The organism is Aquicoccus sp. (assembly GCF_041686535.1).
GTDB lineage: Bacteria > Pseudomonadota > Alphaproteobacteria > Rhodobacterales > Rhodobacteraceae > Aquicoccus.
This window is the reverse complement of the sequence record NZ_JAWLDS010000114.1, coordinates 1-8,512: the sequence shown is the minus strand read 5'-3', so window position 1 is coordinate 8,512 and position 8,512 is coordinate 1. Positions and strand designations below refer to the sequence as shown.

The following is an 8,512-nucleotide window of genomic DNA, read 5'->3' as shown; positions in this document are numbered from 1 at the left end:
GTCCGGCGGGATGCGTCAGCGGGTGGTGATCGCCATGGCATTGGCCTGTGAACCGCGCCTGTTGATCGCGGACGAGCCGACGACGGCGCTCGACGTGACAATCCAGGCCGAGATCCTGGCGCTGATGAATCGATTGAAGCGCGAGACCGGCACGGCGGTGATGTTCATCACCCATGACATGGCGGTGGTGGCACAGATGGCCGACCGCGTGGTCGTGATGTATCGCGGCAAGAAGGTCGAGGAGGGGACGGTCGAGGAGATATTCGAAAATCCCCAGCAGGATTACACCAAGGCGCTTCTCTCGGCGGTGCCCCGGCTGGGCGAGATGACCGGCAAGGACCTGCCCGAGCCGATGAAGCTCCTCGGGGTCGAGGGGCATCGCGCCGACCCGATTCCGGGCAGTGAAGAGGTGCTTCTGGAGGTGCGCAACCTGACCACCCGGTTCCCGGTCAAGGGCGGCTTTTTCCGCCGCACGGTGGCCAATGTCCATGCGGTCGAGGACGTGTCCTTTTCGATCCGCAAGGGGCGCACGCTGAGCCTCGTGGGGGAATCGGGCTGTGGCAAATCCACCGTGGGCCGGTCGATCCTGCGACTGGTCGAGCCGCAGTCGGGGCATGTGACGCTGGGGGCGGTGGATATCATGGCGCTGGGCCAAGACGGGCTGCAAAAGGCGCGCGCCGACATGCAGATGGTGTTCCAGGACCCGTTCGCGAGCCTCAACCCGCAGATGCAGCTGATGGACCAGGTGGCCGAGCCGCTGCGCAACTACCATGTCGCCAAGGGCAAGGAATTGCAGGAGCGGGTGGCACAGCTTTTCGACCGGGTGGAACTGCCACGCAGTTTCCTGCGGCGGTTCCCGCACGAATTGTCCGGCGGGCAGCGCCAGCGCGTGGCAATCGCGCGGGCGCTGGCGCTAAACCCCAAGCTGATCGTCGCGGACGAGGCGGTATCGGCGCTGGATGTGAGCGTGCAGGCCCAGGTTCTGAACCTGATGATGGAGCTTCAGGCCGAGCTGGGCCTCAGCTACCTTTTCATCAGCCATGACATGGCGGTGGTCGAACGGGTCAGCCATGACGTGGGGGTGATGTATCTGGGTCGGATCGTCGAGATGGGGCCGCGCCGGGCGGTGTTCGAAGACCCGCAACACCCCTATACCAAGGCGCTGATGAAGGCGGTTCCGATCGCCGATCCACATCGGCGAAAACTGGAAAAGGAATTGAAGTTCAAACCGATACCATCTCCTATTCACCCGGTGGACTATGAACCCGCGCCTTCCGAATACGAAGAGGTGAGCCCGGGGCATTTCATTCTGACCACCGATAGCGGGTATTGAGCATGACGCCACGCCTCAGCCCGCTCGAACTGATGGAAAAGCTGGTCAGCTTTCCGACGGTGAGCCGAGATTCGAACCTGCCGCTCGTGGATTGGGTCGAGGAGTATCTGAGCGGTCACGGCATTGTCTGTCACAGGCATTACCGCGAGGATAACGAACAGGCCGCGCTTTTCGCCCATGTCGGCCCCGAGGTCGAGGGCGGGGTGATTCTCTCGGGTCATACCGACGTGGTGCCGGTCGACGGCCAGCCCTGGGCCAGCGATCCGTTTACCGTGACCGAGCGTGACGGCAGGTATTACGGGCGTGGCACATGCGACATGAAGGGGTTCGACGCGCTGGCGCTCTGGGCGCTGGTCGAGGCCAAGCATCAGGGTGTGACGCGCCCCCTTCAGATCGCGCTGTCCTATGACGAGGAAGTGGGCTGCACCGGGGCGCCGCCGATGATCCGGGCGATGCAGGGGCCGCTGCCCAAGGCCGGCACGGTGATCGTGGGCGAGCCGTCGGAGATGCGCGCGGTCACCGGGCACAAGGGCGGGATCGGGATTTCCACGCATGTCGTCGGCTTCGAGGTGCATTCGAGCCTGATGCACACCGGCGTCAACGCCGTGATGGAGGCGGCGAAAATCATCGACTGGGCCAACCGGGTCAATGCCGAGGAGATGGCGCGCGCCCCGGATGAATTTGCCGCGATGTTCGAGCCGCCCTGGACCCTGGGCCATGTGGGCACGATCACTGGCGGCACGGCCAACAACATCACCGCCAAGGATTGCCGGTTCCTGATGGCCTATCGCGTGGTGCCGAGCCAGTCGGCCGAAGAGTGGCGCGACCGCTATGTCGCCAAGCTGCGCGAGGTCGAGGCCGAGATGCAGAAGATCCGGCCCGAGGCGCGGATCGATTTCGAGCAGGCCTTCGACGTGCCTGGGCTGGTGCCGGAAGAGGAGGGTGAGGCCGAGGCGCTGGTGCGTCGATTGACCGGGGACAATGGAACGCACGTGGTGAGTTACGGCACGGAGGCCGGGCAGTTCCAGGCTGCGGGCTATTCGGCCGTGATCTGTGGCCCGGGCAGCATCGCGCAGGCGCATCAGCCCGACGAGTTCATCAGCGTCGCACAATTCAACGCGGGCCATGATTTCATGAAGGCATTGCTGCGGGAGTTGGCGTGACCGGTTTTCCCATTTCGATGGGGCAGGCGGTGGAGCATGGCGCGGCGCTGCCCGAGCGGGCGGACGTGGTGATCGTTGGCGGCGGTGTTATCGGGATCACCGCCGCATGGTACCTGGCCCGAAAGGGGCAGCGGGTGGTCGTTGTCGAAAAGGGCCGCGTGGCCGCAGAACAAAGTGCGCGCAACTGGGGCTGGATTCGCCAGACCGGGCGCGACCGGGCCGAATTGCCGATCATGGTCGAGGCGCTGTCGCGCTGGCGTGAGCTGGCCGAGGCGGCGGGCGAGGATATCGGCCTGCGGACCTGTGGAATCACCTTTCTCGGGGCGGATGAAGAGAAACTGGCGGCGTTCGAGGCATGGCTGCCCGAGGCGCGGGCCAATGGCGTAGACAGCCGGATGATGAGCCGGGCCGAGCTGGCCGCGATGATGCCGGGTGCGGCGCGGAGCCGGGCCGGGGCGTTGCACACGCCGAGCGACATGTGCGCCGAGCCCTTCGTGGCAGTGCCGGCGCTGGCGCGGGGCGCCGCGCGCGCGGGTGTGACCATCATCGAGGGCTGCGCGGCGCGCGGGCTTGATGTCGTTGCGGGGCGTTTGGCGGGAATCATGACCGAGAAGGGGCGCATCGCCTGTGAGCGGGTGCTGGTGGCGGCAGGGGCGTGGTCGGCGCTCTTCCTGCGGCGCGAGGGGGTGAAGATTCCGCAACTTGCGGTGCGCTCGAACGTGCTGGCCACAGGGCCGGTGGCGGATGTGCATGGCGGGGCGGCGGGCGAAGGTGGCATGGCGTTCCGGCGGCGGGCCGATGGCGGATATACCCTTGCCTCGTCTGGGTTCTACGAGTTCTGGATCGGGCCGGACGCGTTTCGCGCGCTGCCGCATTACCGGCAGCTCTTGATGGGCGATCCGTTCGGGCCAAGTTATCGTCTGTTCGCTCCCGGGGGATACCCGGATGCCTGGGGCACGAAACGGCGCTGGTCGCTGGACGAGCAAAGCCCGTTCGAGCGGATGCGCATTCTCGACCCCGAACCGAACGCGCGGGCGCTTGCGGATGTACTGCGGCGGTTCGAGGAAACCTTTCCGGAGTTGGGGAATGTGCCGGTGGCGCGGCAATGGGCGGGGATGATCGACACCATGCCCGACGTGGTGCCGGTGGTGGACGAGGCCGACACGCTGCCCGGGCTTTTCATCTGCACCGGCATGTGCGGGCACGGGTTCGGAATTGGCCCGGCCTTCGGGCGGATCATGGCCGACCTGATCTGCGGGGACAGCCCGGGGCATGACCTGTCACGGTTCAGATTGTCGCGCTTCTCGGATGGCTCGAAACTTGAATTGGGGCCCGACCTCTGACCCCTTGCCCGTGGCGATGAGGGGAGTAAGCTCAACGCCGCCCAAGAGGAGAAAGATATATGCCCGTCAAGAACCGTCTCGCCGAAATGCAGGAGGATATCGCCCAATGGCGCCGCCATCTGCATGCCCATCCCGAATTGCGATTCGAAGAGCATGAAACCGCCGGGTTCGTGGCGGAAAAGCTGCGCCAATTCGGTTGTGACGAGGTGGTCAAGGGCGTGGGCGGCACCGGGGTTGTGGGCGTGATTCGGGGGCAGGGGGGCGGGAATCGTGCGATTGCGTTTCGCGCCGACATGGACGCGCTGCCCATAAACGAGGCAACGGGGGCACCACATGCCTCGACGCGGCCGGGCAAGATGCATGCCTGTGGCCATGACGGGCATACCGCGATGCTGCTCGGCGCGGCGAAATACCTTGCCGAGACGCGCAATTTCGACGGCTCGGTCGTGCTCTTGTTCCAGCCGGCCGAAGAGGGGGGCGGTGGCGCCCGGGCGATGGTCGAAGCGGGCGTGATGGATCGGTGGAACGTCGCCGAGGTTTACGGTCTGCACAACTGGCCAGGGATGCCGGTGGGACACTTCGCGATGCGCCCGGGGCCACAGATGGCCGCGCCCGACAAGTTCGAGATTCTCGTGCGGGGCAAGGGCGGGCACGGCGCGATGCCGCATCTGGGGGTCGATACGGTGCTGGCCGCGTCGCAGATCGTGCAGGCGCTGCAATCCATCGCGTCGCGCAACGTCGATCCGCTTGAAAACGTGGTGGTCTCGATTTGTGGTTTCCGCAGCGAAAGCGACACCTACAACGTGTTGCCCGACAGTGTGACGCTCAAGGGTACGGTGCGGACATTGAAGCCCGAGGTGCAGACTCTGGTGCGCGAGCGGATGGAGGCGCTGGCGCGGCTGACGGCGCAGGCGCATGGGGCCGAGGCAGAGCTGACCTATATCGCCGATCGCGTGGTCCTGGTGAATGATCCGCAGGGTGTCGAGAACGCGGCCAAGGCCGCGCGGCGCATTTCCGATACGGTCGAGACCGAAATGACCCCGGTGATGGGAGGCGAGGATTTCGCCGACATGCTGAATGCGCGGCCCGGCGCCTATATTTTCATCGGCAACGGGGCGAGTGCGGATCTGCACAACCCGAAATACGAGTTCAACGACGAGGCGATCCCGTTCGGCACGAGCTGGTTTGCCGAACTGGCCGAAACGCGGATGCCGCTGGGCTGAGACATAACAGAAGAAGGAAAGTAGAAGATGCCAGTCAAGAACCGCTTTGCGGAGCTGCACGGGGAAATCACCGAATGGCGGCGCGATATTCACCAACATCCCGAGATCCTGTTCGACACGCACCGGACCTCGGCGCTTGTCGCGGAAAAGCTGCGCGAATTCGGCTGTGACGAGGTGGTGGAAGGGATCGGCCGCACCGGCGTGGTGGGCGTGATCCGGGGCAAGAGCGACAAATCCGGCCGGGTCATCGGGCTGCGGGCCGACATGGACGCGCTTCCGATGACCGAGGCGACAGGGCTCGATTATGCGTCAAAGACCCCGGGCGCGATGCATGCCTGTGGCCATGACGGGCATACCGCGATGCTGCTCGGCGCGGCGAAATACCTTGCCGAGACGCGCAATTTCGACGGCACGGCGGTGATGATCTTTCAGCCCGCCGAAGAAGGTGGCGGCGGTGGCAAGGAGATGTGCGACGACGGGATGATGAAGCGCTGGGGCATCCACGAGGTTTACGGGATGCACAACTGGCCGGGCAAACCGGTGGGGTCCTTCGCGATTCGCTCGGGCCCGTTCTTTGCCGCGACCGACATGTTCAACATCACCTTCGAGGGCCTTGGCGGACACGCGGCCAAGCCGCACGAGACGGTGGACACCACGGTGATGGCCGCGCAGGCGGTCACCGCGCTTCAGACCATCGCCAGCCGCAATGCCGACCCGGTGGACCGGATCGTGGTCTCGGTCACGTCGTTTGAAACCTCGTCGAAAGCCTTTAACGTGATCCCGCAGCGGGTCGAGATCAAGGGCACGGTGCGCACCATGAGCCCCGAGATGCGCAACCTTGCCGAAAAGCGGATTTCCGAGATTTGCCAAGGGATTGCGGCCACGTTCGGAGGTCAGGCCGAGATCGACTATATCCGCGGATACCCGGTCATGGAAAACCATCCCGAGCAGACCGATTTCGCGATCGAGGTGGCGAAATCCATCTCGGGCGATTGCGACGAGGCGCCGCTTGTCATGGGGGGCGAGGATTTCGCCTTCATGCTGGAAGAGCGCCCCGGAGCCTATATCCTTTTGGGAAATGGCGATACGGCGATGGTGCATCATCCCAAATACAACTTCAACGACGAAGCCATTCCGACCGGATGCTCGTGGCTGGCCGAGGTCGTCGAGAAGCGGATGCCTGCCGCGTAAGGCTCTGAAATCAAGGGGCGGGATATCTGATCCCGCCCTTTTGCCTATCCGCCGGTATGGCTCATGTGGCGGGGCATCTGGCCCGCCACATCCTGGCGCGAATAGTCGAAATCATGGCCCTTTGGCTTGCGTGCGATGGCGGCGCGGATCGCCTTTTCGAGGGGGGCATCGCTTTCGGGATCGGCACGCAGCGGTGCGCGAAGGTCGGCCTGATCCTCCTGGCCAAGGCACATGAAAAGCTCGCCCGTGCAGGTGAGACGGACGCGGTTGCAGCTTTCGCAGAAATTATGCGTAAGCGGCGTGATGAAACCTATCTTCTGACCGGTTTCCATAATCTTGACATAGCGCGCGGGTCCGCCTGTGCGCTCGGCCAGGTCGGTGAGCGTGTAGCGTGATTCGAGCTTTGCGCGCAGATCCTTGAGTGACCAGTATTGATCGAGCCGGTCCTCGTTGCCGATGTCGCCCATCGGCATGACCTCGATCCAGGTAAGGTCCATGTCGCGCGCCGCCGCCCATTCGGTCAGGTCGAAGAGTTCGACATCGTTGAAACCCTTGAGGGCGACCGCGTTGATCTTGACCCGCAGACCCGCCTCCTGCGCGGCGTCGATCCCGCGCAACACGTTGTCGAGCTTGCCCCAGCGGGTGACGGCCGCGAACTTGTCGGGGTCGAGCGTGTCGAGCGAGATGTTCACCCGGCGCACGCCGGCATCATGCAAGTCCTTGGCAAAGCGGTGCAATTGGCTGCCATTGGTGGTCAGGGTCAGTTCCTTGAGCGCACCGGAGTCGAGATGCCGGGTCATCGCGCGGAAAAACGTCATGATGTCGCGCCGCACCAGTGGTTCGCCCCCGGTGATGCGCAGCTTTTCGACCCCCAGCCGGACGAAGGTTGAGCACATCCGGTCGAGTTCTTCCAGCGTCAGAAGCTCCTTCTTGGGCAGGAAGGTCATGTTCTCGGACATGCAATAGACGCAGCGGAAATCGCAGCGGTCGGTTACCGAGACGCGCAGGTAGGAAATTGCGCGTTGGAAAGGATCGATCAATGGCTCGCTCATGCCTTGGAAGGTAGGCGCGGACGGCGGTGGGCGCAAGGGCCATCTGCATGATTGCCGGCGCGTCTGAACGCGCGTAGCATTGGCCCATGAAACAGATCATCATGTGTATCGGGTCTATGCTGGTCGTTATGGGCTGCGCGGAAATCACGCAGCCAGAACAAGAGGTTGTGCCTTCTGCAAGTGACGCTGCGGAGCAACGGCCGGTGGCGCGGCCGACCGACGCCACGATCCGCCCGCCGCGCGGCGGGCGGACGATCGGCCAGCTTGACACGACCAGCGCCGAGGAAAAGCGCGCGGCCGGGGATGCCGGGCGCGCGGCACAGGCGGGCGGGGCGGGGCGCAGCCTCGGGCGGACCATTGCGTCGCTGGGCGATCCGGCGCGGCCGGGCCTGTGGATCGAGACGCCGCTTGTGTCCGCGCCGGGGCGGGGGCGTGTGGTCTATCCCAGAAACGGCAAGGCGGTGGAACTGGACCTGATCCCGATCAAAGGGCCGAGAACCGCCGGAAGCCGCATGTCGCTGGCCGCTTTGCGGGTGATCGAGGCGCCGCTGACCGATCTGCCGGAGGTCGAGGTTTATAGCGAGTAAACGCCCCGTTCTCGCCGGTTAAAACGATTTTCCCGGGAAGATTCGGGGGGTGACCTTCGGCTGCTGTCCGGCTGCCGGGCGTGCACCGCCGCGATGCAGCGAAGCACGAGGCTGAAGCGGTTAATGTTGCGCCCGGTGGTGGCGGCGGATCGAGTATTTTTTCCAAGAAAGAGCAGCAGGATGGCGCGCGTGTTTTCGCGCGATCATTCGACGGTCACCGATTTGGCAAGGTTGCGCGGCTGATCGACATCGGTGCCCTTGGCCACCGCGGTGTGATAGGCCAGAAGCTGGGCCGGCAGGGCATAGAGGATCGGGGTGAGGCCGGGCTCGACCTGCGGCAGGGTGAGGGTGATCCATGCATCTCCCGCGGCCTCGGCTGCGCCGGGCGGATCGGTGACGAGCAGCACCCGCCCGCCGCGGGCGATCACTTCCTGCATGTTGGACGTGGTCTTTTCGAAGAGCGCGTCACGCGGGGCCATGACGACCACGGGCACATGCTTGTCGATGAGCGCGATGGGGCCGTGCTTGAGTTCGCCCGAGGCATAGGCTTCGGCGTGGATATAGCTGATTTCCTTGAGTTTCAGCGCACCTTCGAGGGCGAGCGGGAACATCAGGCCGCG

At 64.6% G+C, this 8,512-nt stretch carries 8 protein-coding genes; 6 read left to right on the top strand and 2 right to left on the bottom strand.

What is annotated here, in order from left to right:
* The 5 genes from ACESL9_RS15870 to ACESL9_RS15850 form a co-directional block, all read left to right on the top strand.
* Positions 1-1,333, top strand: a 1,333-nt coding sequence (locus tag ACESL9_RS15870) for a dipeptide ABC transporter ATP-binding protein (RefSeq protein WP_372675165.1), incomplete at its 5' end; no start/stop codon positions are given.
* 2 nt (positions 1,334-1,335) lie between these two features.
* The gene (gene argE / locus ACESL9_RS15865; protein WP_372609894.1) at positions 1,336-2,496 is read left to right on the top strand and encodes an acetylornithine deacetylase; all 1,161 of its coding nucleotides are present in this window, start codon (positions 1,336-1,338) and stop codon (positions 2,494-2,496) included.
* Positions 2,493-3,839, top strand: coding sequence for an NAD(P)/FAD-dependent oxidoreductase (locus ACESL9_RS15860; protein WP_372609896.1), 1,347 nt, complete (start codon positions 2,493-2,495; stop codon positions 3,837-3,839). Before argE ends, ACESL9_RS15860 begins: the two co-directional genes overlap by 4 nt.
* 59 nt (positions 3,840-3,898) lie before the next feature.
* Entirely contained in the window at positions 3,899-5,062 is a 1,164-nt protein-coding gene (locus tag ACESL9_RS15855) for a M20 aminoacylase family protein (protein WP_372609898.1), read from the top strand.
* Between the two features lie 27 nt (positions 5,063-5,089).
* Positions 5,090-6,253, top strand: coding sequence for a M20 aminoacylase family protein (locus ACESL9_RS15850; RefSeq protein WP_372609900.1), 1,164 nt, complete (start codon positions 5,090-5,092; stop codon positions 6,251-6,253).
* A 44-nt stretch (positions 6,254-6,297) separates the two neighbouring features.
* On the opposite strand, the gene moaA is transcribed toward ACESL9_RS15850, so the two are convergent.
* Positions 6,298-7,305, bottom strand: a complete 1,008-nt coding sequence (gene moaA, locus ACESL9_RS15845; RefSeq protein ID WP_372609902.1) for a GTP 3',8-cyclase MoaA — start codon at positions 7,303-7,305, stop codon at positions 6,298-6,300.
* Between the two features lie 86 nt (positions 7,306-7,391).
* Here moaA and ACESL9_RS15840 point away from each other — a divergent pair, with 86 nt between their 5' ends.
* Positions 7,392-7,892: a hypothetical protein gene (locus ACESL9_RS15840; protein ID WP_372609904.1), complete on the top strand. Its 501-nt coding sequence runs from the start codon at positions 7,392-7,394 to the stop codon at positions 7,890-7,892.
* A gap of 203 nt (positions 7,893-8,095) precedes the next feature.
* Here the strand turns inward: ACESL9_RS15840 and ACESL9_RS15835 are convergent.
* On the bottom strand, positions 8,096-8,512 hold a 417-nt coding region (locus ACESL9_RS15835), incomplete at its 5' end, for an SIS domain-containing protein (RefSeq protein WP_372675164.1).